Genomic DNA, 24,900 nt, shown 5'->3' with positions numbered 1-24,900 from the left:
ACGGGCCCGCGACCGGTTCGCCGTCCCGCCTCAGCCCAGAGCCGCCACCTTCTCCCGGTAGCCCCGCACCGGCGCCGCGTCCTTGTAGGGCTCCAGGCGTCGCTCGAAATCCTTCACGTACTCGATCGCGCGCACGGACCGCATCTCCACCGCCTGACCGGCGGCCTCCGCGGCCAGCGCGCAGGCCTGGTCGAGTTCGCCGAGGCCGAGGCGGGCGGTGGCGAGGACGACCCGGCAGAACAGGCGGCTGCGTGCGTAGGAGGGGGCGCGGAGCTGGAGGGAGCGCTCGGCGTGCTGCGCGGCGGCCCGGAACTGCTGCAGGTCCCGGTGGCAGTGCCCCAGCTCGTCGGCGAGCTGGGCCTCGTCGAAGAACGTGGCCCAGTACGGCACCTCGTCACCGGGCCGGGCCGCCTCCAGGGCTCGCTCGGCCCGGACCAGCGCCGCGGTGCAGGCCCGCACCTCGCCCAGGAGCCCGTGCGCCCTCGCCTCGGACGCGTGCAGCAGCGCCTGGACGACCGGCGGTGCGCCGGTGCCCACACCCTGCTGGGCGACCCGGGCCAGCTGCACGGCCTCCCTGCCGTGGCCCAGATAGACGGCCTGGCGGCTCATGGTGACCAGGACGTAGGAGCCGTAGGCCCGGTCGCCGGCCGCCTGGGCGAGCCGCAGGGCCTGGACGAAGTAGCGCTGGGCGAGGCCGTGCGCGGCGATGTCGTACGAGGTCCAGCCCGCGAGCCGGGTCAGATCGGCGGCGGCCGTGAACAGGCGGCGGCCGGTCTGCTCGTCGTAGCTGCCGCGCAGCATCGGCTCGCACTCGTGCTCCAGGTAGCGCACCAGGGCCTGCCGGGCGTGGCCGCCGCCGAACCGGTCGTCGAGGGTGCGGAACAGCTCGCCGACCGAGCGCAGCGCGGCGATGTCGCCGCCGGTGACCCGGTGGCCGGCGACGCGCTCGGCGTGCCCGCGCGCCCGGGGCGGGCCGAGCGGCTGGGCCCGGGCCGTGCCGGGCCGGCCCTGTGAAGGCACCCGGGGGGCCGGTTCCCGGGCCACCCTGTCGTCCGACTTGCCGATCAGCCAGTCCCGGCTGGGCACGACGAGCCCCGCCGGGGTGAAGGCGATCTTGCGCAGTTCGGCGTGGCTGCCGGAGTCCTTGCGCCACAGCCCGCTGACGATGTCGACGGCCTCCTCCGGGGTGGCCGCGAACTCCAGCCCGGCGTACACCGGCGCACAGGCGTCCAGGCCGAGGTCCTGAGCGGTGAGCCGGCGTCCGAGCCGGCGTGTGAACACCTCGGCGATCAGGGCGGGGGTCGTCCCGCGCGGCTGCTGTCCGCGCAGCCAGCGGGTGACCGAGGTCTTGTCGTATCTGAGGTCCAGCCCGTGCTCCAGGCCGAGCTGGTCGACGCGACGGGCCAGACCCGCGTTGGAGAACCCCGCTTCTGCGATGAGCGCGGCGAGCTGGCGGTTGGGGGTGCGCTGCGCGGGTCGGTCCGACATCTGCGGTGCGGTCTCCTGCCTTCCGGGCCTTCGAAGTGCCCGGTTTGCCGTTGAGCAGCCCTTATGGCCTCATGAACGGCGCGAATGTAGCGGAGAGTGAACAGGCGATCGCATGCTTCGACGTGCATTCATCCGATCGTGTGAGGATTGCCCGCACGGCTGACGTACGCCGGTCGGACGTACAGTGGCGTGGGCGCGTGACGCGCCTGGCACACCGGTCGCTGAGGGAGGCGCTTGCCGTGAGTGGGTTGCGGTTCGTCCGTATGGGGTTCGGTGCGGACGCCGTCGAGTACCAGGAGGCCTGGGACGAGCAGCGCCGGGTGCACGCGGCCCGGTTCGCCGACGAGGTCCCGGACACCGTGCTGCTCCTGGAGCACCTCCCGGTGTACACGGCCGGCCGGCGCACCGAGGACAGCGAGCGCCCGCTGGACGGCACCCCGGTCATCGACGTGGACCGCGGCGGCAAGATCACCTGGCACGGCCCGGGCCAGCTGGTGGGCTACCCGATCCAGAAGCTGCCCCGCCCCGTGGACGTCGTCGCCCATGTGCGCCGTCTCGAGGAGGCGCTCATCCGCACCTGTGCCGAGTTCGGCCTGGAGACCACCCGGGTCGAGGGCCGCAGCGGGGTGTGGGTGCTCGGCGACCCGGTCGAGCAGCGGCGGGCGCTCGGCAGCCTCTCCCTGGACTTCGACCCCCGGCTGAACGACGAGGAGTTCGACCCCCGGCTGAACGGCCCCGAGTACGCTCCCTCCAACGCGGGCCAGCGCCGTGAGGACCGGAAGATCGCCGCGATCGGCATCCGCGTCGCCAAGGGCGTCACGATGCACGGCTTCGCGCTCAACGTGAACCCGGACAACAAGTGGTTCGACCGGATCATCCCCTGCGGGATCCGAGACGCCGGAGTGGCCTCGCTGGCGGGCGAGCTGGGCCGGGACCTCACGATCGAGGAGGTCCTGCCGGTGATCGAGAAACACCTGAAGGACATCCTGGAGAACGCGGATCTCAAGCCGCGGGAGATCGAGAAGGCGTCCGCCTGATCGAGGGAATGCGTCCTGCGGCCAGTGGGTTGCCCTCACCGATAGGGCTCAGTTAACACGGGCGTACCCTGGTGTACGCCGAAGAATCGAAGCTACAGGGAGCCGGTCGTGTCCGCAGTCGCACCCGACGGACGCAAGATGCTGCGCCTGGAGGTCCGCAACAGCCAGACCCCCATCGAGCGCAAGCCCGAGTGGATCAAGACCCGGGCGAAAATGGGTCCCGAGTACACGAAGATGCAGAACCTCGTGAAGAGCGAGGGCCTGCACACGGTCTGCCAGGAAGCCGGCTGCCCGAACATCTACGAGTGCTGGGAGGACCGCGAGGCGACCTTCCTCATCGGCGGCGACCAGTGCACCCGGCGCTGCGACTTCTGCCAGATCGACACCGGCAAGCCCGAGGCCCTGGACCGCGACGAGCCGCGCCGCGTCGGCGAGTCCGTGGTCACCATGGACCTGAACTACGCCACCATCACCGGCGTCGCCCGTGACGACCTGGCGGACGGCGGTGCCTGGCTGTACGCCGAGACCGTACGCCAGATCCACCAGCAGACCGCGGAGCGTGAGGGCGGCCGCACGAAGGTGGAGCTGCTGGCCCCCGACTTCAACGCGGTCCCCGAGCAGCTCGCCGAGGTCTTCTCCGCCCGCCCCGAGGTCTTCGCGCACAACGTCGAGACGGTCCCGCGCATCTTCAAGCGCATCCGCCCCGGCTTCCGTTACGAGCGCTCCCTGAAGGTCATCACCGAGGCCCGCGACTACGGCCTGGTCACCAAGTCCAACCTGATCCTCGGCATGGGCGAGACCCGTGAAGAGGTCAGCGAGGCGCTCAAGCAGCTGCACGACGCCGGCTGCGAGCTGGTCACCATCACCCAGTACCTGCGCCCCTCCGTCCGGCACCACCCGGTGGAGCGCTGGGTGAAGCCCCAGGAGTTCGTGGAGCTGAAGGAGGAGGCCGAGCAGATCGGCTTCTCCGGTGTGATGTCCGGCCCGCTGGTGCGGTCCTCGTACCGCGCCGGGCGCCTGTACCGGATGGCGATCGAGAGGCGTGGCGCGTACATCGCCACCCAGGCGGTGTGAGCCAAGCGTGTGAATTCACGCACAAGTAATTACTGGCCAGTAATGGCCGAGACGACGCGGTCCTGACCGTCCTCGCTGATGAGGGCGACCGTCAGGGCCGCGTCGGCGTTCCGGCGCAGCGCATCAAGGCTTCACTGGCGTTTGACCGGTCGGTCACGCGCTGGTAACACCAATCAGTGACTCTGTTATCACGTCCCGTACACCCAGACCGAGGGGGGACCTCGACCATGCAGGCCGCGCCCGTTCGCGCCACCGCCATCCCGTCCTTCACCGACGCCCTCCGCGCCGTCGAATCCCTGCTCATGAGCAGCGGTCAGCGCACCGCCCGCCGCAACGCCTGGACCTCCGTCCTGGAGGACCGCCGCCGTGCCAAGGACCGGGTCGAGGCGCAGCGTGTCCTGGAGCAGGCCGCCACCCGCTCCTGAGGCCCTTCCCACCGGGCACCGCCGTCGTCGGCGCTCCCGGAGCCACGTAGACTTCGTGGCATGGCGAGGAAGGAACCCGCGGCGGACGCCGCGAACGCAGGGCGACTGAAGCAGATCGCCCTCACGTACAAGATGACCCGCAAGGCCGACAAGAAGATCGGTCTTGTACTCGCGGCCGTGGGCATCGGCACCCTCGGTGTCTTCCTCGCGATCGGCTTCTTGATCGGCCACCCGGTCTATCTGGGGATCTTCGGCCTGCTGATCGCCCTGCTGGCGACGGCGATCGTGTTCGGCCGCCGGGCCGAGCGGGCCGCCTTCGGTCAGATGGAGGGCCAGCCGGGAGCCGCGGCCGCCGTGCTGGACAACGTCGGCCGGGGCTGGACGACCACTCCGGCGGTGGCGATGAACCGCAGCCAGGACGTGGTGCACCGGGCGGTCGGGAAGGCCGGCATCGTGCTGGTCGCCGAGGGCAACCCGAACCGGGTGAAGAGCCTGCTGGCCGCCGAGAAGAAGAAGATGAACCGTATCGTCGCGGACGTACCGGTGCACGACCTGATCGTCGGCACCGGCGAGGGCCAGGTCGAGCTGAAGAAGCTGCGCACGACCATGCTCAAGTTTCCGCGCGTACTGACCGGCCCCCAGGTGACGGCCACCAACGACCGGCTGCGCGCCCTGGGCGACCTGATGAGCAACATGCCCGTGCCCAAGGGGCCCATGCCCAAGGGCATGCGGATGCCGAAGGGCCGCTGAGCCGCGGTCGGGTGACGCGGAGGATCGAGGACGCGGCGCCCACCTGCCCCGGATTGCCGTCCGGGGCAGGTGGGCGCCGCGTCCTCGTTCCATGACACGCCACCGAACGGAGCATCCAGCCGGTAATCGGCTCATGCGCTCCTAGCCTTCGCCATGTGACAAAACGCCATATCACGTATCTCGCATGCACGACGGCGCTCGTCGGCGCGCTCGTCGGTACCGCTCCTGCGTCCGCCGCCCACCGGATCCATGTGGTGCGCCCGGGTGAGTCGATCCAGAAGGTGGTGAACGCCGCCAAGCCGGGTGACACGGTGCTCGTCATGGCCGGCACCTACCACGAGAGCGTCACGGTCAGAACGCCGGGACTGACCCTGCGCGGCATGGGTGACGCCACGGTGATCGCGCCGGCCGGCAAAACGGCCGCCAAGAAGGCCGCCCCGGTCACCGGGAAGGCTTCCGTCAGCTGTCTCGAGGGCGGCAACGGCATCTGCGTGGTCGGCGGCAAGGACAAGCCCCTGCGGGGCGTCACCGTCGGCGACCTGAAGGTGACCGGTTTCTCCAGGATCGGCCTGTGGTCCATGGGGACCGACCGCCTGACCGTGGAGCGGGTGACCGCCGACGGCAACGGGCAGTGGGGCATCGCCCAGGAGCACTCCACCCGCGGTGTCTTCCGGGACAGCACCGCCCGGCGCAACGGTGACGCGGGCCTGTTCCTCGCCAACAACGTGAAGGCCGAGGAAGGCGCCACGAACAGCAAGGGCGCGCTCGTCGAGCGCAACCGCCTCGAGGGCAACCGGATCGGCATCACCGTCCGCCGGCTGCGGAACCTCGTCGTCACGCGCAACTACGTCACCGGCAACTGCGCGGGTGTGTTCGTCGTCGGCGACGAGAACAAGCCGAAGGCGGGCGCCCTGACCGTCAGCCTCAACCGCATCGAGCGGAACAACAAGTACTGCGCGAAGACCGCCCGGCTGCCCTACCTCCAGGGCTCCGGCATCGTGCTGACCGGCACCGAGAAGGCCCTGGTCACGCGAAACGCGGTCACCGGCCACTCGGGCAGGTCCCCGCTGTCCGGCGGCATCGTCCTGTTCAAGAGCTTCGTGGGCGTCACGAGCGAGCGGAACCGGATCACCGGCAACTACCTGGAGGACAACTCCCCCGCGGACCTCGTCAACCAGGAAGCCGCCAAGAGCGCCAACGCCTTCGACAGCAACTCCTGCCGGGCCTCCAGGCCCGCGGGTCTGTGCTGACCGGGCGGCCGTACCCCACCCACGCAAGGAAGGAAGGCGGCACATGACCGCACCATCCCCCGAGCTCTCGGCTCCCCTCGAGCAGGGGGCACCCCCACCCCCTCCGCCGTCGATGCGGCTGAGAGAGCTCGTGTTCGGGGCGGCATGTGCCGCCGCCGTCCGCGCGGCCGCCCGGCTGGGCGTCGCCGACGCACTCGGGGACGCCCCCACGACCGTGGAGCACCTCGCGGCCGCGGTGAAGGCCGAGCCGAAGCCGCTGCGCCGGCTGCTGCGCGCCCTGTCCTGCTACGGCGTCTTCGCCGAGCGGCCCGACGGGACGTTCGCCCACACCGAGATGTCCCGGCTGCTGCGCGAGGACGACCCGAACAGCCTGCGGTACATCTCCCTGTGGTGCACCGAGCCGTGGACCTGGGACGCCTGGCCGAAGCTGGACGAAGCGGTGCGCAGCGGCCGGAACGTCGTCGAGGACCTCTACGGCAAGGAGTTCTTCGTCTACCTGAACGAGGACGCCCCGCAGTCCGCCGACGTCTTCAACCGCGCGATGACGACCTCCAGCGAGCAGTCGGCGCGCGATGTCGCCGCGCTCCTGGACCTGTCCGGCAGTTCGTCCGTCGCGGACCTCGGCGGCGGGCAGGGGCACGTGGTGGCGAGCCTGCTGGACAAGTACCCGGCGATGCGGGGCTATCTGCTCGATCTGCCGCGGGTGGTGGAGAACGCCGTGCCGCGGCTGCGTCCGGGCGGCGACCTCGCCGACCGGGCGCACATCGTGCCCGGCGACGTGCGCGCGTCCGTCCCGGTCAAGGCCGACGTCTACATCATCAAGAACATCCTGGAGTGGGACGACGAGTCCACGGCCAGGCTGCTGCGCAACGTCGTCGAGGCGGGCGGTCCCGGCACGCGGGTCGTCGTCATCGAGAACCTCGTGGACGACACCCCGTCGATGCGTTTCAGCACCGCCATGGACCTGCTGCTGCTCCTGAACGTCGGCGGGGCCAAGCACACCACCGACAGCATGGTCGGCCGGCTCGAGGCCGCGGGTCTGGCCATCGGCGACATCCGGCCGGTCAACCCCTACCTGCACGCGTTCGACTGCACGATCCCCGCCTGAACGAGCGCCGGAGAGCACCGGTGCCGGGCCCGCGTCGGGCGCGGGCCCGGCACCGGTGGCCGGACGGGGGATCAGGCTCCGGCGTCGCGCTCCCACAGGTAGAAGCGCTGTGCCATCGCGTCCTTCGGGGACCGCCAGGTCTCCGGGTCGTACGCGCTGACGTACGCCGAGAGGCGCTCGCTGACCTCCTTGAACTCCGGGTGCGAGGTGACCTTGGCGATCGCCGGTCCCGGCTCGCGCTCGGACTCGATGAGGTGCATGTACACATCGCCGAACTGGAAGAGGCTGCGCCGGACGACGCCGACCAGGTGCGGCAGCTCCCCCCGGTCGGACTCCGCGAACACCTTGGCGATACCGGGAGCGGAACCCGGGGCCATGCGGGCGACGATCAGGGCCTGGTGCACGGTCTTCTCCTGTCGTCCGGCTCAGTCGGCCAGGGCCGGGGCGGGCCGGTGACCGGCGGCCGCCTGCTCGATCTTGTCCCGGATCAGGGCCAGCTGGATCTTCGAGTTCCTGTTGATGTTGTCGGTCATCCAGGCGTCGTCCACGGGCGCGTCCGGCTTCATCGCGAAGTCCTGCGTCCAGACCATCCGGGTCCCGGCGGGGACCTCCTCGTACCGCCAGTGGATGTTCATGTGGGCGAAGGGCCCGGTCTCGACCCGGCGCGCCTTGACGGTGAGGCTGTCGCGGTCCGGCTCGCGCTCGGAGACCCAGCTCCAGACCGTGCCGTTGTCGTCCGGGTGCATGGTCAGCCGGAACGTCGTCCTGTCGCCCTCCCTCTCGAGGATCTCGACGGACGCGTACTCGCTGAACAGCTGCGGCCACCGCTCCAGGTCGTTGGTCATGTCCCAGACCAGGTCCAGCGGGGCGGCGATGGTGATCTCGTTCTGGGTGTGTCCTGCCATCTCAGGCTCCTGCCATCAGGGTGGTGTTGACGAGGTTGAGGAACTGCTGGGGCGTCCTGCAGCGCTCCGCGTCGACCGGCATTGGGGTGCCGTGCGCGTTCTCGAGTTCGCCGACGATGCCGAGCAGGCCCAGCGAGTCGACGCCGAGGACGTCGAAGCCCGTGTCCGGCTTCTCCTGGAGCTGCTGCGGGCTGACGGTGACCCCGGCGGCCTTCTTCATCAGCGCGGCGAGTTCTTCCACGGTGATCTGGGGCATGTGCTCTCCTCCTTTGCTGTGCTCACTGCGCGGCGCCGTGCCGGAGCAGCAGCGCCGAGTTCGATCCCATGAGTCCGCGGCTGAGGACCAGTGCCGTCCGCACTTCGGCGACCCGGGCCCGGCCGGTCACGAGGTCGAGGTCGTGGCAGACGTCGAAGACGTTCGGTGTCGGCGGGATCAGGCCGTGTTCCATGGCGAGCACGGCCGCCGCGGTGTCCAGCACGGGGGCCGCGCAGTACCCCCGGCCGATTCCGGTCTTCGGTGCCGTGACCGGCACCCGGGTGCCGTGCCCGCCGAGGGCGTCGGCGAGCGCGAGCGCCTCGGCCCGGTCCGCCTCCGGCACCCCGAGGGCGTCGGCGAAGACCACGTCGACCTCCTCGGGGGCGCAGTCGGCCTCCCGAAGGGCCTGCCGGATGGCCTGGGCGAGGCCCTCGCGGGTCGCCGCCCAGCGGGAGGCGCCGGTGAAGGTGGCCGCGTGGCCCGCTATGACGGCCCGGACCTCGACGCCGCGTTCCCGGGCGGCGCCCGCCGCCTCCACCACGAGCATGGCGCCGCCCTCGGCCGGCACGAACCCGCACGCCGCGTCCGTGAACGGGCGGTACGCCCGGGACGGATCCGTCTCGCGGCTCAGCTCCGGGTAACCGAGCTGGCAGACCATCGAGTACGGCGCGAGCGGTGCCTCGGTGGAGCCGGCCACGATCACGTCGGTGCCGCGCCGTACCGCCCGTGCCGCGTGCGCGAGGGCGTCCAGGCCGCCGGCCTCGTCGGAGGCGACCACGGAGCAGGGCCCCTTGAAGCCGCGGCGGATGGAGACCTGGCCGGTGCTCGCGGCGTAGAACCAGGCGATGGACTGGTAGGGGCCCACGAACCGGCTGCCCTTGCCCCACAGTCGCTGCAGTTCGCGCTGGCCGAACTCGCCGCCGCCGGATCCGGCGGCGGTGACCACGCCGATGGAGTACGGCGCGTCGGGGGTGTCGGCCTGCCTGATCCGGGCGTCGTCCAGCGCGAAGTCGGCCGCGGCCATGGCGTAGTGCGTGAACCGGTCGGTCTGGACGAGGAAGCGCTCCTCGATCGTGGCGGCCGGGTCGAAGGCGCGTACCTCACCGGCCACCTTGAGGGGCAGGTGCTCGCAGCCCTCGCGGGTGACCCGGTCGAGGACGCTGAGGCCCTCCTGGGTGGCCTTCCAGAAGGTGTCGGTGCTGGTGCCGTTGGGCGCGACCACGCCGATGCCGGTCACGGCCGCGCGCCGGTCCTCTGGTTCGCTCATCGTGTCCTCACTCCCTCGGCCGGGTCAGGATCACCGCGGACTGAAAGCCGCCGAACCCGCTGCCCACGGACAGCACGCTGCTCAGCTTCCGTTCGCGGGCCACGCGCGGGACGTAGTCCAGGTCGCACTCGGGGTCGGGGATCTCGTAGTTCGCGGTCGGCGGTACGACCTGCCTGGCGAGGGCCAGCACACAGGCGACCAGCTCGATGGCGCCGATAGCCCCGAGGGAGTGCCCCACCATGGATTTGATGGAACTCATCGGGGTGTCGTAGGCGTGATGGCCGAGCGCCCGCTTCACGGCCGCCGTCTCGTGGCGGTCGTTCTGCCGGGTGCCGGAGCCGTGCGCGTTGACGTAGTCGATCGCCGTCGGGTCGAGCCGCGCCTGGTCGAGGGCGTTCGATATGGCCCGCGCCATCTCCAGGCCCTCCTTGGTCAGACCGGTCATGTGGTAGGCGTTGCCGAAGGTGGCGTAGCCGCCGAACTCGCAGTACACGTGGGCACCGCGGGCCCGGGCGTGCTCCAGTTCCTCCAGGACGAGCACCGCGCCGCCCTCGCCCATGACGAAACCGTCACGGTTGTTGTCGAAGGGCCGGGAGGCGTGCGCGGGGTCGTCGTTGTTCGGGGACGTGGCCTTGATCGCGTCGAAGCAGGCCATGGTGATCGGGGAGATCGGGGAGTCCGAGGCCCCCGCGATGCATATGTCGGCGCGGCCTTCCTGGACGGTGTGGAAGGCGTACCCGACGGCGTCCAGGCCGGAGGTGCAGCCGGTGGACACGGTCTGCACGGGCCCATGGGCGCCGAACCGTTCCGCCACCGCGGAGGCCACGGTGCTCGGCGAGAACGCCCGGTGCAGCTGTGGCTCCGCCTCGGTGGGGTCCACGTCCCAGCGCTGCCCGCGATGGCTGACCAGGACGTAGTCGTGCTCCAGCCGGGTGGTGCCGCCGACGGCGGTGCCCAGGGAGACCCCGACCCGCCAGGGGTCCTCCCGGGCGAGATCGAGACCGGAGTCCCGTACCGCCTCGTCGCCCGCGACCAGGGCGAACTGTATGTACCGGTCCGCCCGTTCGGTCTGCTCGGCGTCCAGGCCGTGAGCGGCGGCATCGAAGTCGCACTCGGCGGCGATCCGCGACCGCAGCCCGGAGGGGTCGAAGAACGTGATGCCCCGCGTCGCGGTACGGCCTTCGGCGAGCAGATTCCAGAACGCCGGAACGCCGATCCCGCCCGGAGCCACGATGCCTATGCCGGTGACCGCCACGCGCCGGGTCATGAACGGACCTGCCCCCGGCCGGCCGGCTCGGCGGCGACGGCGACGGGCTCCGTCTCCTCCGTGTCGACGTGGCCCAGGTTCGGGCGCGGGGCCAGCGGGCCCAGGTGGAAGACGATGCGCGCCTCCACGTTGCCCACGTTGCGGAACCGGTGCCGCATGTTCATGGGGATCATCAGGCCCTGCTCCGGGCGGAGCGGGTGCGGCTCGCCGTCCAGGTCCACCTCCATCTGCCCGCAGACGACGTACACGAACTCCTCGGAGTACGGGTGGTAGTGCTCGCCGATGCGGTCACCGGGCTTGATGATGGCCACGCCCATGAAACCGCTGGTGGAGCCCACCGTGGCCGGGGTGAGCATGGCGCGCAGATCACCGCCGCGCCGGGTGTTGGGCTCGACCTCGCTGAGGTCCACGATCTTCGGAAGGGGTTTGATCACGACGTTCCTCCGTGAGTGTGCTGCGCCTGACGGGGTCAGGCATCCGGCGAGCGGCGGTCGGTGATGAGCTCCATGCGGACGGCGGCGCCGTCCAGCAGGGCCTTCAGCGGGGCCGGGGGCCCGGACTTCGGCAGGGCGGCGTCGGCGCCCGGGCCGGGGCGCACGTCGATCAGCCGTACGACGACGTCGTCGCGCTGGAAGATCGTGCTGCGCAGGACCGGGCTGCCCGGGTCCTCCGCCGCCTCCTCGTCCTGCCGGGCGAGCAGCTCGGCCAGCTGCATCCCGCTGCCCGGCCGGGCCGGGTAGTACAACGCGTACCGCTCGCCCTCGGGCAGTTCCTCGGCGCTGACGTGGTGCACGGCCGGCAGCGCCGCCCGGGTGAAGAAGACGCGCGCGGACTCCTGGTCGTTCAGGTCCCGCTGCTGCTCCAGGTACGGGTTGATGGCCTCCTCGACGGCCCGTACCTCGGGCTGCCGGGCGACGTGACGCAGCGCCGCGAGCAGGTCGCCGCGGACCTCGATGGCCCGCACGACCCGGTTGCCGTGCATGAACAGGGAGGTGCGGACCAGGCGGGTGGTCTCGTCGACCCGCGCCTCGGGGGAGGCGTAGTCCGCGAGGATCTTCGCGACCTTCGGCTCGCTGCCCGGCTTGACCGTGAAGGTGAGCGCGTGCCGGATCAAACCGTCCCCGATCCGCGGGGACGTCTGGAGCCGGCGCTGTGCCGCGGCGGCCGAGGCCGCCTCGCCGCCCGTCTCGCGGACGACGTGGAAGCGCAGCGAGCGGGTGTCCCGTACACAGCTGTGCAGCGGCTCCACCATCCGCACGTGCTCTTCGCTGTTCACCCAGGCGAGGAACGGCGGGGCACTCTCCCACTCGCTGGTGATGAGCCATTGGGATGGATTTTCGATCGACTGGCACAGCTGGTCGCTGACGTGGCCGGGCACCGACGCCACCTGGTTGCACAGTTGCTCATAGGCCTCCAGGAACTGCTGCTGGGCGCCGTCGTGTACGTCCACGAGCAGGACGACCCGGAGGCGGGAGCCGTCGAACACGGACTGGGAGACCCGCTTCGACACCTGTCGCGTCAATTGCTGCTGAGAAACCTTTTCCGATGTAGTGGTCATGCTGCGCACATCTCCTTCACGGGGGCAGAGGCGAACGCCGGCCGCCGATGACGCGACGTCAGCGCCTTTTGATCCTGTGCCGGTCCCCCGATGCGCGCGACTCGCGTGAACCACGTGGGTGATTGAGCACGCGGAAGCCCTCCCAGAGGGCATGGAAACTCCAACACGCCCACACCCCACCCCTGCCTCGGGAGTCCTTGATGCAGCAGAAAGCCGATCACCAGGTCCCCGTCCTCGTCGTGGGCGGCTCTCTGGTGGGCCTGTCCATGTCCCTGTTCCTAGGCCGTCTCGGCGTACGGCACATGCTCGTCGAGCGGCACTCCGGCACCTCGATCCACCCGCGAGGCCGCGGCAACAACGTGCGGACGATGGAGTTGTTCCGGGTGGCCGGCGTCGAGCCGGACATCAGGACGGCGGCCTCGCTCCTCGCGGACAACCACGGCATCCTGCAGACTCCGACCCTGGTCGGCGACGCCGGTGAGTGGCTGTTCAAGGAGATCGACCCGGGTGGCGGCCTCGCCAGGTTCAGTCCCACGGGGTGGTGCCTGTGCAGCCAGAACGACCTGGAACCGGTGCTTGTGAAGGGGGCCCGCGCGCTCGGCGGCGACCTCAGGTACTTCCACGAGCTGGAGTCCTTCGAACAGGACCCCGAAGGAGTGACGGCGTTCGTCCGGGACCGCGACAGCGACCGGCTCTACACGGTCCGCGCGGACTACCTGGTCGCCGCCGACGGCCCGCGCAGCCCCGTCCGGGGCCGGCTGGGCATCGGGCAGAGCGGGCCCGGTGACCTCTTCGCCAACGTGAGCGTCACCTTCCGGTCCAAACTGCTCGCCGACGTCGTCGGTGAGCGGCGTTTCATCTGCTGCTACCTCACCGACCCCGGGGCCGACGGTGCGCTGCTGCCCGTCGACAACAAGGAGAACTGGGTCTTCCACGCCCCCTGGCACCCCGAACACGGCGAAACGCTGGGGGAGTTCACCGAGGAACGGCTCCAGCGGCACATCCGCCATGCCGTCGGCGCCCCCGACCTCGACGTCGAGATCACCGGCAAGGCGTCCTGGCGCGCCGCGGAACGCGTCGCCCAAAGGTATGCGGCCGACCGGGTCTTCCTCGCCGGTGACTCCGCGCACGAGATGTCCCCGACGGGCGCGTTCGGCTCCAACACCGGCATCCAGGACGCCCACAACCTGGCCTGGAAGCTGGCCGCCGTCCTCGACGGCTGGGCCGGACCCGGACTGCTCCGGACCTACGACACCGAGCGCCGGCCCGTCGCCCTGGCCACCAGCGCCCGTGCCTCGGCCCGCTCCGTGGAGCACAGCCACCCCGGTTTCGCCCCGGCCCCCGGCATCGGCGGCGGCAAGCGCGGCGGCATCCTCAACGTCGTCCTCGGCTACCGCTACCCGGAGGGGGCCGTCGTGGGCGCCGACCCGTCCCAGCCGGTCGTACCCGAGGGCATGCGCCTGACCGGGGAGCCGGGCAGCCGGGCCCCCCACATGTGGCTGCACCGCGCGGGCGAACGGCTCTCCACGCTCGATCTCTACGAGCGGTCGCTGGTGCTGCTCAGCGACGCCGGGTCGAGCGCGGGCACCGCCTGGCAGGCCGCCGCCCGCCGCATCGCCGACACGGACGGTGTCCGGCTGGACGCGTACCGGATCGGTGCGGGGGCCGATGCCGGGCCGTCGTACGACGCGGAGGGCGAGGACTGGGCGGCGGTGCACGGCACGACGGCCGACGGCGCGGTGCTGGTGCGGCCGGACGGGTACGTGGCCTGGCGCTCGCCGGGCGCCGTACCGGACGCGGAGGCCGAGCTGCGGGAAGTGCTGGCGGCGGTACTGCGGACACGCTGAGTCCTGTTCACCGCACTGAAACACGGCGAAGGCCACCTGGCACCGGGCGGTGCGGGTGGCCTCCGCCTACCGGGGGTCCCCGGCCTCAGATCCGTACTTCCACCGTCTTCGCGAGCCGGTCGTGCAGGCCGCGGCCGTCCCGGTCCCAGATCAGGGCGGGGATCGCGAGGCAGAGCAGGACCGTGCGCAGCAGCGAGCGGCCCGGATTGACCGTGCCGGTCTCCAGAGCCACCACCCGAATGCCGAAGAGGCGCTTGCCGGGGGTGAAACCGATCGTGCCGACGGTCAGGACGCTCATGACGAAGAAGATGCCGAGCGCCCAGTTACTCGTCGCGGGGGCCTCGTAGCCATCGGTGATCAGACCGTATGCGATCAGGACGCTCAGAGCCCAGTCCACGGCGAGGGCGCCGAGCCGCCGCCCGGGCCGCGCGATCGAGTTCGGGCCCTCCTCCGGGAGACCCAGCTGCTCGCCCCGGTATCCGAAGTCGGCACCGGCCTCTTCCATGGCCGCGCGCGGCCCGGAGAGCCACGACCCGATTGCCTGCCTGTTGTCCACCCGCCCACGGTACTGTGCCCGGTTCCGGGCAGTACACGGAGGGGTGTGCCGGGGCTACGGTGGAACGTGGCTGGTTAACTTCTGCGAAACAAACGGGTCACGCCCGAGAAATCACCCGTCCCTAGGGTCGAGACCAGCGTGTGCCACCGCACTGGCCGCACGAACGATCTACCACCCCGGCGAGGACGGTCGGGAGTAGGAGGAGCTGGATGTTCCAGAACGCCGACGAGGCCAAGAAGTTCATCGCGGACGAGGACGTCAAGTTCGTCGACGTCCGCTTCTGCGACCTGCCGGGCGTCATGCAGCACTTCACGGTGCCCGTTGAGGCGTTCGACCCGGACGAGGAGCTTGCCTTCGACGGATCGTCGATCCGTGGTTTCCAGGCCATCCACGAGTCCGACATGGCTCTGCGTGCCGACCTGTCCACCGCGCGTGTCGACCCGTTCCGCCGGGACAAGACCCTCAACATCAACTTCTTCATCCACGACCCGATCACGGGCGAGCAGTACTCCCGTGACCCGCGCAACGTGGCGAAGAAGGCGGAGGCGTACCTGGCGTCGACCGGTATCGCGGACACCGCGTACTTCGGTCCCGAGGCCGAGTTCTACGTCTTCGACTCGGTCCGCTTCGCGACCAGCGCGAACGAGTCCTTCTACCACATCGACTCCGAGGCGGGTGCCTGGAACACCGGCGCCCTGGAGAACAACCGTGGTTACAAGGTCCGCTACAAGGGCGGCTACTTCCCGGTGGCGCCGGTCGACCACTTCGCCGACCTGCGCGCCGAGATCTCCCTGGAGCTGGAGCGGTCCGGCCTGAAGGTCGAGCGCCAGCACCACGAGGTGGGCACCGCCGGCCAGGCGGAGATCAACTACAAGTTCAACACGCTGCTCGCCGCCGCCGACGACCTGCAGCTCTTCAAGTACATCGTGAAGAACGTGGCCTGGCGCAACGGCAAGACCGCGACCTTCATGCCGAAGCCGATCTTCGGTGACAACGGCTCGGGCATGCACGTGCACCAGTCGCTGTGGACCAACGGCGACCCGCTGTTCTACGACGAGGCCGGCTACGCGGGCCTGTCGGACACCGCCCGCTACTACATCGGCGGCATCCTCAAGCACGCCCCGGCACTGCTCGCCTTCACCAACCCGACGGTGAACTCCTACCACCGCCTGGTCCCGGGCTTCGAGGCACCGATCAACATGGTGTACTCGCAGCGCAACCGCTCCGCGGCCATGCGTATCCCGATCACCGGGTCCAACCCGAAGGCCAAGCGCGTCGAGTTCCGCGCCCCGGACTCCTCCGGCAACCCGTACCTGGCCTTCTCCGCCCTGCTCCTCGCGGGTCTGGACGGCATCAAGAACAAGATCGAGCCGGCCGAGCCGATCGACAAGGACCTGTACGAGCTGGCTCCCGAGGAGCACGCCAACGTGGCCCAGGTCCCGACCTCGCTGGGCGCCGTCCTCGACGCGCTGGAGGCCGACCACGAGTTCCTCCTCCAGGGCGACGTGTTCACGCCCGACCTGATCGAGACGTGGGTCGACTTCAAGCGCACCAACGAGATCGCGCCGCTGCAGCTGCGTCCGCACCCGCACGAGTTCGAGCTGTACTTCGACGTGTGACAGACGGACCCTTCGGGTCCCCCGGCAGCACGGCAGGCCCCCCGCCGCTCTCCATGGAGAGCGGCGGGGGGCCTGCGCCGCATCCAGGTCCCCGCGGGCCTAGGAGGTGTGCCGGAAGCGGCTGCGGTACTCCGTCGGTGTCGTGCCGAGCTTGCGGCGGAAGGCACGGATGAGCGTGTCGACCGTGTTGAAGCCGCAGGCGGTCGCCACCCGTTCCAGGGTGTCGTCGGTGGACTCCAGCCGGTTTCGGGCCGCCTCGACGCGGGCCGCCTCGACGTACGAGGCGGGGGTCGTGCCGAGTTCCGTCTTGAACAGCCGGGTCAGCTGGCGCTCGCCGACATGGGCGTGCGCGGCGAGATCGGCGACCGTGAGCGGTGCGGTGACGTGCTGCGTGACATGGCGGCGCAGCTCGTCCATGCGCCGGGTGGTCGAGACGGGCTCGATCGGGACGCTGAACTGGCTCTGACCGCTCGGTCGCTTCAGGTACATCACGAGCTGCCGGGCGACGCGCAGGGCGGCGGCCTCGCCGAAGTCCTCGGCGACGAGCGCGAGGGAGAGGTCCAGGCAGGCGGTGATGCCCGCGCCGGTCCACACCGTGCCGTCCCGGATGAAGATGGGGTCGGGGTCGACCTCGACCGACGGATGGTCGGCGGCGAGCTGCTGCGCGGTCGACCAGTGGGTGGTGGCGCGCTTGCCGTCGAGCAGTCCGGCGGCGGCGAGCAGATGCGCGCCCACGCAGACGGACGCGACCCGCTGGGCCCGGCCGGCGAGGGCCTTCACCCACCGGACCACGCCCGGGTCCGTGAGGGCGCGCACCCGGCGCTCGTCGTCGACCTCCACCGAGCCGGGGACCAGCAGGGTGTCGATGCTGCGCGCCGCGGCCTGCTCGAAGGTGAGGTCGGGCAGGACGCGAACCCCGGCCGAGGTCGTGACGGGGTCCAGAGTCTCGGCGGCCAGGAGGACGTGGTAGCCGGTCGCGTCGTCCGTCTCCCGGCGCAGCGCCGCGAAGACCTCGGGCGGGCCGGTGACGTCGAGCAGGTCGACGCCCTCGAAGAGGAGCACGACGATGAGCCGATCGACGCCACTCACCAGGGCCCCCGTCCCGTTGGATGTCCGTCCCGTTGGATGTCCGTCCCGTTGGATGTCCGTCCCGTTGGATGTCCGTCCCGTTGGATGTCCGTCCCGTTGGATGTCCGGATCTGCAAGTTACATGACATTGCCGCCACACCGAGGCCGCTCATAGCGTTGCGGTCATGGCAACGACAACTCTGCGTGAACTCAACGGCTTCGACCAGACCCCGGCTTCGCTCGCGGACTCGACGCTGATCCTGGTCGACTACCAGAACACCTACACCCGGGGCGTCATGGAGCTGGAGGGCTGGGAGGCCGCGCTCGACGCCGGGGCCGAACTGCTGGCCCGGGCCCGCGCCGCGGGCACGAAGATCATCCACGTCGTCAACGACGGCGGCGAGGGCACGCCGTACGACATCCGCGCCGAGATCGGCCAGATCCACCCGAAGGTCGCGCCCGTCGAGGGCGAGGCCGTGGTCGTCAAGCAGGTACCGGACGCGTTCCTCGGCACCGACCTGGCCGACCAGGTGGAGGCCGCCGGGCACAAGGACGTGATCATCGCCGGCTTCATGACCCACATGTGCGTCGCCTTCACCGCCCAGGGCGCCTTCCTGCGCGGCAACCGGCCCACCGTGGTCGCCGATGCCAGCGCGACCCGGCCGCTGCGGACCTCCGTCGCCGAGGTGTCCGCCGAGCAGGTCCACCACAGCGCGCTCGCGACGATCGAGGACCTGTACGGCGTCGTCGTACCGTCGGCCGCCGCACTGGGCTAGGGCCTTTCGTTTGGATCATGCCGGGCCCGAGGGACCTGGCCGGGGTCGCGCAACCTTTCCCGCTTCCCAGCCTTCCTATTGTCGGGGGATCATCCCTCCTGACTCGTCGGACGAGAGAGGTTGAACGGGGATGGCGGAACAGGACAACTGGGAGTTCGAGTTCGATCATTTCTGGGCGAACTCGGCCGAGCACAAGGAGCCCTCGGCCCGGGCCCGGATGCTCGCCGCCCGCTGGCGGGAGAACCCACCGGAGCCGGCACCGTTCCGCGCCGATCCGGATCCGGTGGCGCGGCGCGGGTCGTCCTGGATGTCGACGGCGGTGGTGATCGGCTGCGTGGCCGTGGTGATGATCCTGATCGGATATGTGCAGCTGCGCTCCTCCTAGCCGGGCGGAGGCCCTGGCCGGGCGGAGGCTTTGCCGTTCCTGGAGCAGCTCGGGGCCTCCCGATGGCGGTCGGCAGGTGCACACTGGACAGCGGGACGAGTGCCTGACTGCGGGGTGATGCAAGATGCAGAGCCGCTTCCGGAGCGATCGGCGGCTGACCGTACGCATGGGTCTCACGCTGTTTCTGCTCGGGTTGCTGTACGTGGGATTCGTCGCCGCGCTGATCGTGCTGCTGAGGTCCTGGCTGCTGGTCGTCGTCCTGATCGGGGCGATGTTCGTGGCGCAGTTCTGGTTCTCCGACCGGATCGCCATGTTCGCGATGCGCGGGCGGGTGGTGGAGCGGGAGGAGTATCCCGAGCTGCACGCGGTGGTCGACCGGCTGTGCGCGATCGCGGACATGCCCAAGCCGGTGGTCGCCGTGTCCGCGATGGACATGCCGAACGCGTTCGCGACCGGCCGCAATCCCGACCACGCCGTGGTCTGTGTGACCACGGGGCTGCTACGGCGGCTGGAGCCGGCCGAGCTGGAGGGCGTGCTCGCGCACGAGCTGTCGCACGTGGCGCACAAGGACGTCGCCGTCATCACGATCGCGTCGTTCCTCGGGGTGATCGCGGGGCTGATCGTGCGGTTCGCCTTCTACTCGCAGGTCCTCGGCGGGGGCCGCAGGGACCAGAACACGGCCGCCGTGTTCGCCGCCGTGATCGGCGTCGCCGCTGCCGTGTACGCGATCAGCTTCCTGCTGATCCGGGCGCTGTCCCGGTACCGGGAGCTGGCGGCCGACCGGGCGGCCGCGCATCTGACCGGCCGGCCCTCGGCGCTGGCGTCGGCGCTCACCAAGGTCACCGGGGACATCGCCCGGATCCCGACCAAGGACCTGCGCACGGCCCAGGCGTTCAACGCGTTCTACTTCACCCCGGCGACCGGCAAGGAGCCGGGCATCGAACGGTTCTTCTCCACCCACCCGACCCTGGAGCAGCGGCTGGACCAACTGGGCCGCATCTCGGCGGAGCTGGGCGAGGCCGCCGCCGGCGGACGGCGGGCCGAGGAACACTGAAGAGGGACACGGCACTGCGGAAGGCGGGCTGAGCGTTGGGGCTGCTGGACATCCTGCTGGGGCGTACGAGACCGGTCGCACCCGACCTCGACCAGCTGTTCGCGCTGCCCTCGGCGGCCGTCACCCTGCAGGCGGCGGCCGGTTTCACGCCGACCGGACGCGGGGCGGTGTGCTTCGCCACGGTGGAGGGCGCGGCCTTCGAGCAGACCCACCGGGAGGTCCAGGCGCTGCTCGACGCGGACGCCGACCGCACCGGCCCGCCGGTGGAGCTGAGCCAGGACGACTACGGCTACTCCTGGCTGGTGTCCCGGCGGGCCCCCGAGCAGCTGCCGGAACTGGTCAACGACCTGCACGCGGTGAACAGCTCGCTGGAGATCAACGGCTTCGGCCCCCAACTGCTGTGTTCGCTGGCCGGGTTCACGGACGACGCCGGCCGGCGGCTGGCGCTCGTCTACCTCTACAAGCGGGGCACCTTCTACCCGTTCGCTCCGCTGCCCGGCACCGCCGATCGGCGGGACGGCGCGCTGGAGCTGCGGGTGAAGGCCGCGCTCGGGAACGATCTGCGGATCGAGCAGGACCTGAGCCGCTGGTTCCCGGTGTGGGGCGCCCCCGGCCTGTGACCGGGGACGCCCTGGCTCATCGGCTCTTCTCCCGTTCCTGGCGCCGGGCCTCCCAGGGGTGCTCCCGCCGGTAGCGGCGTTCCCACTTGGCCTGCCGGTCCCGGCGGTCGCGGTAGGCCCGGTAGCTGTCGGGGACGGCACCCGCGCCGGCGGGCGGGGGTGGCGTGCCGGGCGAACCACGCCCGTGCGTCGCGCACAGATAGAGCAGCGCGACGGCGGCGAGCCACCAGAGGTGGTTTCCGAATCCGAGAATCACCAGGACGACGGTCCCGGTAGCGACGATGCCACGCATGTCGGACCTCCGTGGGTGAGCGGGGCAAGGGCAGTGGCGTGCTGAGAGTGACGAGGGTGGAGTGTGTCGGCTTCGCACCGTTTGTTCAGCGTAGGGATGCCGATCCCGCGGCCGCATCCCGTTTTCGCGGCGCGGGCCGGCGTGAGTGAATGACGCCCATGGCCGAACTCTCCGTCATCACCCGCGACTACGCCGGCGAGCGCCTCGGCGCAGTCGTCGCCGGCCCACCGGACGGGACCACCGTGCTCCTCCTGCACGGCGCCGGCAACGGCAGCAAGGAACGGCTCCTGCCACTGCTCGAGGAGTTCGCCGAGCGGGGCTGCCGTGCCCTGGCGTTCGACTTCTCCGGGCACGGCGAGAGCAGCGGCGCGCTCGCGGAGTCCAGCCTGAAGCGGAGATGCGAGCAGGCGGTGGCGGTGCTCGACGCCCATGCCCCGGCGGACGAACCGCTGGTGCTGGTCGGCTTCAGCATGAGCGGCCAGACGGTCGCCGACCTCGTACGGCTGTACGGGCGCCGCGTGGTGGCCGTGGGGCTGTGCGCGCCCGCCGTCTACGCCCCCGAGGCCTGGGACGTGCCCTTCGGTGACGGCCGGGGCCGGTTCAGCGCGATCATCCGTACGCCGGACAGCTGGCGCCGCTCCCCCGCTCTGGAGGCCTTCGAGGCGTACCAGGGCCGGGCTGTCCTGGCGGTGCCGGGCACCGACGCGGTCATCCCGCCGGCCGTGACGCGGGCCGTGCAGGACGCGCTGTCGGCCCGCGCCGACTACACCCGCCTCGAACTTCCCGAGGCCGGGCACCGGTTGGGTCAGTGGTTCCGCGACCACTGCGCGGACCGGCGTGAGTTCGTGACCTCGCTGCTGAGGGCATCGCGCCCGTCGGGGCCGGACGGGCGGGCCGTGTCCGTGGGGCCCGGCGGGTGAGGGTGCCCCGCGGTCGCGGGGCACCCGGCGCCGGCGTCAGCGGCTGTAGCGCATGAACGCCCGCACCATGTGACAGGTCGTGTCGGACGGCGGACGCATCCCGATCTCCTCCGCCGTGCCGCGGATCGTCTCGTTCCGCGCCTGGCCCGGCAGGTGGATCCCGGAGTCGAGCAGGGCTATGGCGAGGCGCATGGCCTTCAGGCGCCGGTTGTGCGTGACGTACCACTCGCGCGGCCGCCCGGCCGGCAGCGGCCGCTTCACGACAGGCTCGTAGGGCGAGTCGAACAGTACGGAACGGTTGGCGGTGGACTGGGTCGGCAACGGCTTCGTCTTCAGGGCGGCAGCGGGCACAGGCATCCTCCTGTCGCGGTCAGGCAGCCCTCCGGGGTTCCGGCGACTGTCTCGAACACTGCATCCAGTCTACCGGCGGGCACTGACAATCGGAGGTCCACAGAGGCAGGCGAATACCCAGGTGAGCGCTGGAAATTGCGGTCATGTGACAGCCGGTCGAGAAGAGGCTGCGGAGACACCGGAAATTCGAACAGAGCCGCTGCCGGGTACCGTGTGCCGCATGGAAATCTGGATCAATCCGGCCTGTTCCAAGTGCCGTAGCGCGATCAGCCTGCTCGACGCCGAGGGGGCCGAGTACACCGTCCGGCGGTATCTGGAGGACGTGCCGAGCGAGGACGAGATCAGGGCCGTGCTCGAGCGGCTGGGCCTCGAGCCGTGGGACATCACGCGGACCCAGGAGGCGGCCGCCAAGGAGCTGGGGCTCCAGGAGTGGCCGCGGGACGAGAGCGCGCGGGACCGGTGGATCACCGCGCTCGCCGAGCACCCCAAGCTCATCCAGCGCCCGATCATCACCGCCGACGACGGAACGGCCCTGGTGGCCCGCAGCGAGGACGCGGTGCGGGAGGCCCTCTCCCACAGCAAGAGCTGAGCGGGGCTCAACTCCAATGTGACGGAGGTTACTTGGATGACTCCGCTAACCGCTGAGTAGCCTCGTTCGGCATCTCGTACATAGCGGCGTACGCTCCCCTACCTCGTCAGGAGGCGCGGATGTCGCGCAGGAGAACTCTCGGCACGAAGAAGAAGATCGCGCTGCTCGTCAGCGCCGCGGCGGTGGCGGGCGGCGGGGCCTTCGCGCTGGCCACCACCTCGAACGCCGCGCAGAGTCCGCAGAACGCGAAGACGCTGTCCGCCGGTGACTCGACCGTCTGTCAGGGGCTGGCCACGGCCCTCGGCAACAACGAGAAGTTCATCGAGGGCCAGAAGGCGAATCCGGACGCGCAGTCGGCGGCCCGGATCGCCAACCGGCAGGCGGTCATCGAGCAGATCAAGGTCCAGCAGAAGGCGGCCGGTTGCACCGTTGGGGAGTCGGCTCAGGGCTCCCAGGCGGCGCAGGGCAACGCGGGCCAGCAGGGTGACGCGGGCCAGCAGGGCAGCGCACAGCAGGGCGGCCAGCAGGCCGGCGGCGCCCAGCAGAGCGCCCAGCCCGCGCAGACCGGCGCCGCGGGCGACAACGGCGGCGCCGCCGCGGCCTCCGGCCAGCAGGTGTGCAAGGGCTCCACGGTGACGCTCTCCGGCGAGGGCGGCGCCCCGGCCGCGTCCAGCAGCCAGTTCCCGGCGGGGACGACCCTGAAGGTCACCAACCTGGACAACAACAAGTCCACGACGGTGAAGGTCACCTCGGTCTCCGGCAGCTGCGTCCTGCTCAACAACGCGGCCTTCGAACAGGTCAGGGAGCCCGGCAAGTTCCTCATCCGCCGTGCGGTGATCGAGAAGGTGGGGTGAGGCTCAGGCACCGGACAGGAAATCGATGAGGTGGCGGGTCAGGGCGGGCGGTGCCCCCTGCGGCAGCGCGTGGTGCGAGACCTCCGGCAGTACGGCGGTCTCCACCCGCGGAAGTATCGCGCCGGCCCGGTTCGCCACCGTGGTGGGGTCATGGGTCCTGCTGTTCGCGGCCACGAGCAGCAGGACCGGCACCCGCAGGGCGCGCAGCGCGCCCGGCGCCGGGCGCGGGCCGGTCACCGGCTTCGCGCCCGGGAAGCCGGCGGCGGCCTCCTGCAGGCGCAGCCAGTCGGGGTCCAGGGCCTCCCCCGCTCCCGGCATCGCCCGAGCGGGAGACAGCCCTGCCCCGGTCTCCCACGCGAGGAACGCGCGGACCCGGCGAGGCGTGGGCCGCAGCAGCATCGGCAGGGCGTGGCACAGGTATGCCGCCTGGAACCCGGCGAAGCACTGGGTCGGGTCCAGGAGGAACAGGCGGCGTACCCGGGCCGGGGCGCGCAGGGCGTGGTGCAGCGCGATCCAGCCGCCGTAGGAGTGCCCGCCGATGTCGGCCGCGGTGACGCCGAGACCGTCCAGGACGGCGTCCAGCCAGTCGGCCAGGTCGGCGACCGTACGGGGGTGACGGTCGCCGGCCGGCGCGCTCAGACCCGGGGCACCGATCAGGTCGACGGCGTAGACGCGGCGAAGGCGGGAGAGGGCCGCGGCCTGGGCGTACCAGGAGGCGGAGGTCGCTCCACCGCCGCCCGGGAGGAGCAGCAGCGGGGGCGCGTCGCGCGGACCGCAGGCGTTGACGCGGGTCTCGCCGAACGGCGTGGGCACGGTGCGGGCCTCCCGGTCGCCCGGCCACTTCGCCAGGACCTTGTCGTACGCAACCCGGAACGCGTCGCGGTCGTATCCGGTCATGACACCACCCCCTATTATCTCGTTCGACAAGATATTCGCTGAGCGAGATAGTAGTCCGGAGGGTCCTCATGCCCACCCCGCCCGACCCCGTTCCGGCGCCCGAGCTGGAGATCGTCCATCTGCTGCGGGCCGCCACCGTCGAACTCGGCCTGCACAGCGCCCGCTTCGCGCAGCGCCACGGCATGCACCCGACGGACGTACGCGCCCTGATCGCGCTGATGGACGCCCGGAGGGCGGGTGAGGAGATGAGCACCGGGCGGCTCGGTGCCGTTCTGGGGCTCAATTCGGCGGGTACGACCGCACTCGTCGACCGGCTGGAGCGGGCCGGGCAGGTGCGCCGGGTGCGCGGCGCCCAGGACCGGCGGAAGGTCGTCGTGGAGGTGGAGGACCGCGCCGTGGAACTCGGCTGGGCGTTCTTCGGTCCGTTGATCGAGCGCTCGGTGGAGCTGCTGCGCGGCTACGACGACCACCAGCAGGACGCCGTCCGGGACTTCCTGCGCGGAGTGCGGGACATCGCGGCCGGAGCGGAGTGAGCCCGCCCCGCCTCGCCCGCCATACCCCGCACGGCGTGCCCTCACAAGGTGAGCTGCGCCACGGAACGACCAGGTAACACGGGGTTCACATACGAGCAATCGACGGGAAACGGCCTGTTGACAGGCTGCCCGGCAGATCGAGCGGCGCACCGGT

General features: G+C 70.9%; 29 protein-coding genes. 16 read left to right on the top strand and 13 right to left on the bottom strand.

What is annotated here, in order from left to right:
* Positions 1-30 precede the first annotated feature (30 nt).
* Complete coding sequence (locus AC07C1_RS08435; protein WP_478937762.1) at positions 31-1,488, bottom strand: regulator; 1,458 nt, start codon at positions 1,486-1,488, stop codon at positions 31-33.
* Between the two features lie 239 nt (positions 1,489-1,727).
* On the opposite strand from AC07C1_RS08435, the gene lipB reads away from it, so the two are divergent.
* From lipB to AC07C1_RS08405, 6 genes are all read left to right on the top strand, one after another.
* Complete coding sequence (lipB, locus tag AC07C1_RS08430; RefSeq protein WP_478937761.1) at positions 1,728-2,525, top strand: lipoyl(octanoyl) transferase LipB; 798 nt, start codon at positions 1,728-1,730, stop codon at positions 2,523-2,525.
* Between the two features lie 108 nt (positions 2,526-2,633).
* The gene (gene lipA, locus AC07C1_RS08425) at positions 2,634-3,599 is read left to right on the top strand and encodes a lipoyl synthase (RefSeq protein ID WP_478937760.1); all 966 of its coding nucleotides are present in this window, start codon (positions 2,634-2,636) and stop codon (positions 3,597-3,599) included.
* A 227-nt stretch (positions 3,600-3,826) separates the two neighbouring features.
* Complete coding sequence (locus AC07C1_RS08420; RefSeq protein ID WP_356938064.1) at positions 3,827-4,024, top strand: SCO2195 family GlnR-regulated protein; 198 nt, start codon at positions 3,827-3,829, stop codon at positions 4,022-4,024.
* A gap of 60 nt (positions 4,025-4,084) precedes the next feature.
* Positions 4,085-4,774 (top strand): DUF4191 domain-containing protein, encoded by a 690-nt coding sequence (locus AC07C1_RS08415; protein ID WP_478937759.1) that lies wholly within the window; start codon positions 4,085-4,087, stop codon positions 4,772-4,774.
* 155 nt (positions 4,775-4,929) lie between these two features.
* A complete protein-coding gene (locus AC07C1_RS08410) occupies positions 4,930-6,024 on the top strand; it encodes a right-handed parallel beta-helix repeat-containing protein (protein WP_478937758.1) in 1,095 nt (364 codons plus the stop codon).
* Positions 6,025-6,136: 112 nt separating this feature from the next.
* Positions 6,137-7,132, top strand: a complete 996-nt coding sequence (locus AC07C1_RS08405; protein WP_478937837.1) for a methyltransferase — start codon at positions 6,137-6,139, stop codon at positions 7,130-7,132.
* A 71-nt stretch (positions 7,133-7,203) separates the two neighbouring features.
* On the opposite strand, the gene AC07C1_RS08400 is transcribed toward AC07C1_RS08405, so the two are convergent.
* From AC07C1_RS08400 to AC07C1_RS08370, 7 genes are read right to left on the bottom strand one after another with little or no spacing between them, the layout of a single operon-like run.
* Positions 7,204-7,536, bottom strand: coding sequence for a TcmI family type II polyketide cyclase (locus tag AC07C1_RS08400; RefSeq protein WP_478937757.1), 333 nt, complete (start codon positions 7,534-7,536; stop codon positions 7,204-7,206).
* A gap of 21 nt (positions 7,537-7,557) precedes the next feature.
* On the bottom strand, positions 7,558-8,037 hold the full coding sequence (locus AC07C1_RS08395; protein WP_478937756.1) for an SRPBCC family protein: 480 nt from the start codon (positions 8,035-8,037) through the stop codon (positions 7,558-7,560).
* A gap of 1 nt (position 8,038) precedes the next feature.
* Positions 8,039-8,293: an acyl carrier protein gene (locus AC07C1_RS08390; protein ID WP_478937754.1), complete on the bottom strand. Its 255-nt coding sequence runs from the start codon at positions 8,291-8,293 to the stop codon at positions 8,039-8,041.
* A 22-nt stretch (positions 8,294-8,315) separates the two neighbouring features.
* Complete coding sequence (locus AC07C1_RS08385; RefSeq protein ID WP_478937752.1) at positions 8,316-9,560, bottom strand: beta-ketoacyl synthase N-terminal-like domain-containing protein; 1,245 nt, start codon at positions 9,558-9,560, stop codon at positions 8,316-8,318.
* A 7-nt stretch (positions 9,561-9,567) separates the two neighbouring features.
* Complete coding sequence (locus AC07C1_RS08380) at positions 9,568-10,827, bottom strand: beta-ketoacyl-[acyl-carrier-protein] synthase family protein (protein WP_478937751.1); 1,260 nt, start codon at positions 10,825-10,827, stop codon at positions 9,568-9,570.
* Positions 10,824-11,237: a cupin domain-containing protein gene (locus tag AC07C1_RS08375; protein ID WP_478937836.1), complete on the bottom strand. Its 414-nt coding sequence runs from the start codon at positions 11,235-11,237 to the stop codon at positions 10,824-10,826. The genes AC07C1_RS08380 and AC07C1_RS08375 overlap by 4 nt, the downstream gene beginning before the upstream one ends.
* 59 nt (positions 11,238-11,296) lie before the next feature.
* Complete coding sequence (locus tag AC07C1_RS08370; RefSeq protein ID WP_478937749.1) at positions 11,297-12,385, bottom strand: SchA/CurD-like domain-containing protein; 1,089 nt, start codon at positions 12,383-12,385, stop codon at positions 11,297-11,299.
* A 200-nt stretch (positions 12,386-12,585) separates the two neighbouring features.
* Between AC07C1_RS08370 and AC07C1_RS08365 the strand changes: the two genes are divergently transcribed.
* The gene (locus AC07C1_RS08365; RefSeq protein ID WP_478937748.1) at positions 12,586-14,232 is read left to right on the top strand and encodes an FAD-dependent oxidoreductase; all 1,647 of its coding nucleotides are present in this window, start codon (positions 12,586-12,588) and stop codon (positions 14,230-14,232) included.
* 85 nt (positions 14,233-14,317) lie between these two features.
* On the opposite strand, the gene AC07C1_RS08360 is transcribed toward AC07C1_RS08365, so the two are convergent.
* The gene (locus tag AC07C1_RS08360) at positions 14,318-14,788 is read right to left on the bottom strand and encodes an RDD family protein (RefSeq protein ID WP_478937747.1); all 471 of its coding nucleotides are present in this window, start codon (positions 14,786-14,788) and stop codon (positions 14,318-14,320) included.
* Between the two features lie 209 nt (positions 14,789-14,997).
* On the opposite strand from AC07C1_RS08360, the gene glnA reads away from it, so the two are divergent.
* On the top strand, positions 14,998-16,407 hold the full coding sequence (gene glnA / locus AC07C1_RS08355; RefSeq protein ID WP_478937746.1) for a type I glutamate--ammonia ligase: 1,410 nt from the start codon (positions 14,998-15,000) through the stop codon (positions 16,405-16,407).
* A 99-nt stretch (positions 16,408-16,506) separates the two neighbouring features.
* On the opposite strand, the gene AC07C1_RS08350 is transcribed toward glnA, so the two are convergent.
* Entirely contained in the window at positions 16,507-17,496 is a 990-nt protein-coding gene (locus tag AC07C1_RS08350) for a GlxA family transcriptional regulator (protein ID WP_478937745.1), read from the bottom strand.
* A gap of 164 nt (positions 17,497-17,660) precedes the next feature.
* On the opposite strand from AC07C1_RS08350, the gene AC07C1_RS08345 reads away from it, so the two are divergent.
* The 4 genes from AC07C1_RS08345 (at position 17,661) to pspAB (ending at position 20,310) form a co-directional block, all read left to right on the top strand.
* Positions 17,661-18,251, top strand: coding sequence for a cysteine hydrolase family protein (locus AC07C1_RS08345; protein ID WP_478937744.1), 591 nt, complete (start codon positions 17,661-17,663; stop codon positions 18,249-18,251).
* Positions 18,252-18,381: 130 nt separating this feature from the next.
* On the top strand, positions 18,382-18,636 hold the full coding sequence (locus AC07C1_RS08340) for an SCO2583/SCO2584 N-terminal domain-containing protein (protein ID WP_478937743.1): 255 nt from the start codon (positions 18,382-18,384) through the stop codon (positions 18,634-18,636).
* Positions 18,637-18,760: 124 nt separating this feature from the next.
* The gene (htpX, locus tag AC07C1_RS08335) at positions 18,761-19,690 is read left to right on the top strand and encodes a zinc metalloprotease HtpX (protein ID WP_478937742.1); all 930 of its coding nucleotides are present in this window, start codon (positions 18,761-18,763) and stop codon (positions 19,688-19,690) included.
* Between the two features lie 35 nt (positions 19,691-19,725).
* The gene (gene pspAB / locus AC07C1_RS08330; RefSeq protein WP_478937741.1) at positions 19,726-20,310 is read left to right on the top strand and encodes a PspA-associated protein PspAB; all 585 of its coding nucleotides are present in this window, start codon (positions 19,726-19,728) and stop codon (positions 20,308-20,310) included.
* A 16-nt stretch (positions 20,311-20,326) separates the two neighbouring features.
* Here the strand turns inward: pspAB and AC07C1_RS08325 are convergent, their stop codons facing one another.
* Positions 20,327-20,602 carry a hypothetical protein gene (locus AC07C1_RS08325; RefSeq protein ID WP_478937740.1) on the bottom strand — a complete coding sequence of 92 codons (276 nt, stop codon included), beginning with the start codon at positions 20,600-20,602 and terminating at the stop codon, positions 20,327-20,329.
* 158 nt (positions 20,603-20,760) lie between these two features.
* Between AC07C1_RS08325 and AC07C1_RS08320 the strand changes: the two genes are divergently transcribed.
* Positions 20,761-21,522, top strand: a complete 762-nt coding sequence (locus AC07C1_RS08320) for an alpha/beta fold hydrolase (RefSeq protein WP_478937739.1) — start codon at positions 20,761-20,763, stop codon at positions 21,520-21,522.
* Between the two features lie 36 nt (positions 21,523-21,558).
* Here AC07C1_RS08320 and AC07C1_RS08315 read toward each other — a convergent pair whose 3' ends face one another.
* Positions 21,559-21,873 carry a hypothetical protein gene (locus AC07C1_RS08315; RefSeq protein WP_478937738.1) on the bottom strand — a complete coding sequence of 105 codons (315 nt, stop codon included), beginning with the start codon at positions 21,871-21,873 and terminating at the stop codon, positions 21,559-21,561.
* A gap of 220 nt (positions 21,874-22,093) precedes the next feature.
* Here AC07C1_RS08315 and AC07C1_RS08310 point away from each other — a divergent pair, with 220 nt between their 5' ends.
* Both AC07C1_RS08310 and AC07C1_RS08305 read left to right on the top strand, forming a co-directional pair.
* The gene (locus tag AC07C1_RS08310; protein ID WP_478937737.1) at positions 22,094-22,462 is read left to right on the top strand and encodes an arsenate reductase family protein; all 369 of its coding nucleotides are present in this window, start codon (positions 22,094-22,096) and stop codon (positions 22,460-22,462) included.
* Positions 22,463-22,581: 119 nt separating this feature from the next.
* Positions 22,582-23,316 carry a hypothetical protein gene (locus AC07C1_RS08305; RefSeq protein ID WP_478937735.1) on the top strand — a complete coding sequence of 245 codons (735 nt, stop codon included), beginning with the start codon at positions 22,582-22,584 and terminating at the stop codon, positions 23,314-23,316.
* Between the two features lie 3 nt (positions 23,317-23,319).
* On the opposite strand, the gene AC07C1_RS08300 is transcribed toward AC07C1_RS08305, so the two are convergent.
* Positions 23,320-24,213 carry an alpha/beta fold hydrolase gene (locus AC07C1_RS08300; RefSeq protein ID WP_478937734.1) on the bottom strand — a complete coding sequence of 298 codons (894 nt, stop codon included), beginning with the start codon at positions 24,211-24,213 and terminating at the stop codon, positions 23,320-23,322.
* A 68-nt stretch (positions 24,214-24,281) separates the two neighbouring features.
* Between AC07C1_RS08300 and AC07C1_RS08295 the strand changes: the two genes are divergently transcribed.
* The gene (locus tag AC07C1_RS08295; RefSeq protein ID WP_478937733.1) at positions 24,282-24,746 is read left to right on the top strand and encodes a MarR family winged helix-turn-helix transcriptional regulator; all 465 of its coding nucleotides are present in this window, start codon (positions 24,282-24,284) and stop codon (positions 24,744-24,746) included.
* Positions 24,747-24,900 lie beyond the last annotated feature (154 nt).

It is taken from the genome of Streptomyces sp. NPDC045022, from assembly GCF_056432605.1.
Note: the sequence above shows the minus strand (reverse complement) of the source record. Positions and strands in the feature narration are given on the sequence as shown.

What these genes read in the sequence shown, in the direction of transcription:
- glnA (WP_478937746.1), top strand. Translation starts at nt 14,998, where the DNA reads ATGTTCCAGAACGCCGACGAGGCCAAGAAGTTCATCGCGGACGAGGAC.
- AC07C1_RS08435 (WP_478937762.1), bottom strand. Translation starts at nt 1,488, where the DNA reads ATGTCGGACCGACCCGCGCAGCGCACCCCCAACCGCCAGCTCGCCGCG.
- AC07C1_RS08340 (WP_478937743.1), top strand. Translation starts at nt 18,382, where the DNA reads ATGGCGGAACAGGACAACTGGGAGTTCGAGTTCGATCATTTCTGGGCG.
- AC07C1_RS08305 (WP_478937735.1), top strand. Translation starts at nt 22,582, where the DNA reads ATGTCGCGCAGGAGAACTCTCGGCACGAAGAAGAAGATCGCGCTGCTC.
- AC07C1_RS08405 (WP_478937837.1), top strand. Translation starts at nt 6,137, where the DNA reads ATGCGGCTGAGAGAGCTCGTGTTCGGGGCGGCATGTGCCGCCGCCGTC.
- AC07C1_RS08420 (WP_356938064.1), top strand. Translation starts at nt 3,827, where the DNA reads ATGCAGGCCGCGCCCGTTCGCGCCACCGCCATCCCGTCCTTCACCGAC.
- AC07C1_RS08320 (WP_478937739.1), top strand. Translation starts at nt 20,761, where the DNA reads ATGGCCGAACTCTCCGTCATCACCCGCGACTACGCCGGCGAGCGCCTC.
- htpX (WP_478937742.1), top strand. Translation starts at nt 18,761, where the DNA reads ATGCAGAGCCGCTTCCGGAGCGATCGGCGGCTGACCGTACGCATGGGT.
- AC07C1_RS08415 (WP_478937759.1), top strand. Translation starts at nt 4,085, where the DNA reads ATGGCGAGGAAGGAACCCGCGGCGGACGCCGCGAACGCAGGGCGACTG.
- AC07C1_RS08365 (WP_478937748.1), top strand. Translation starts at nt 12,586, where the DNA reads ATGCAGCAGAAAGCCGATCACCAGGTCCCCGTCCTCGTCGTGGGCGGC.
- AC07C1_RS08380 (WP_478937751.1), bottom strand. Translation starts at nt 10,827, where the DNA reads ATGACCCGGCGCGTGGCGGTCACCGGCATAGGCATCGTGGCTCCGGGC.
- AC07C1_RS08395 (WP_478937756.1), bottom strand. Translation starts at nt 8,037, where the DNA reads ATGGCAGGACACACCCAGAACGAGATCACCATCGCCGCCCCGCTGGAC.
- AC07C1_RS08325 (WP_478937740.1), bottom strand. Translation starts at nt 20,602, where the DNA reads ATGCGTGGCATCGTCGCTACCGGGACCGTCGTCCTGGTGATTCTCGGA.
- AC07C1_RS08345 (WP_478937744.1), top strand. Translation starts at nt 17,661, where the DNA reads ATGGCAACGACAACTCTGCGTGAACTCAACGGCTTCGACCAGACCCCG.
- AC07C1_RS08390 (WP_478937754.1), bottom strand. Translation starts at nt 8,293, where the DNA reads ATGCCCCAGATCACCGTGGAAGAACTCGCCGCGCTGATGAAGAAGGCC.
- AC07C1_RS08300 (WP_478937734.1), bottom strand. Translation starts at nt 24,213, where the DNA reads ATGACCGGATACGACCGCGACGCGTTCCGGGTTGCGTACGACAAGGTC.
- AC07C1_RS08370 (WP_478937749.1), bottom strand. Translation starts at nt 12,385, where the DNA reads ATGACCACTACATCGGAAAAGGTTTCTCAGCAGCAATTGACGCGACAG.
- AC07C1_RS08385 (WP_478937752.1), bottom strand. Translation starts at nt 9,560, where the DNA reads ATGAGCGAACCAGAGGACCGGCGCGCGGCCGTGACCGGCATCGGCGTG.
- AC07C1_RS08310 (WP_478937737.1), top strand. Translation starts at nt 22,094, where the DNA reads ATGGAAATCTGGATCAATCCGGCCTGTTCCAAGTGCCGTAGCGCGATC.
- AC07C1_RS08295 (WP_478937733.1), top strand. Translation starts at nt 24,282, where the DNA reads ATGCCCACCCCGCCCGACCCCGTTCCGGCGCCCGAGCTGGAGATCGTC.